This is a genomic window from Protofrankia sp. CiP1_Cm_nod2 (assembly GCF_920664355.1).
GTDB lineage: Bacteria > Actinomycetota > Actinomycetes > Frankiales > Frankiaceae > Protofrankia.
On record NZ_CAKKTL010000096.1, the window covers coordinates 16,643 to 17,121 of the forward strand.

The following is a 479-nucleotide window of genomic DNA, read 5'->3' on the forward strand; positions in this document are numbered from 1 at the left end:
CTTACGCCCACGGCCGCAGTGTCCTGCACCGTGACATCAAAGCCGACAACATCCTGTTCGACGCCACCGGCCTGCTCAAAGTCGTCGACTTCGGCATCGCGAAAATCGTCGAAGGGTCCGATACCACCGCCAGCAAGATCATCGGAACGCCGAAGTGCATGGCTCCCGAGCAGATCGCCGAAGGCCGGCTGAGCCCGGCCACCGACCTCTACGCGCTCGGGGTGCTCCTCTACGAACTGTTCTCGGGGGCGCCGCCGTTCGACCCACAGCTACCACTGCCCGTGCTCTGGCAGCACCACCTGCACACCATCCCCGCCCGGCCCTCCGGAGTACCCACACTCATCGCCGACGTGGTCCTCCACGCCCTGGCCAAGAACCCGGCCGACCGCCCACCCTCCACACGCGCCTTCGCTCTCGACCTGGCCCACGCCGCCGCCGGCGCCTTCGGCCCGGGCTGGATCACCCGTACCGGCATCGGA

Annotated in this window: 1 protein-coding gene; it reads left to right on the forward strand. The window is 68.1% G+C overall.

The window, feature by feature from the left end; genetic code table 11:
• A partial coding sequence (locus tag NBW84_RS12630) for a serine/threonine-protein kinase (RefSeq protein WP_250284799.1) occupies positions 1-479 on the forward strand: 479 nt, incomplete at both ends.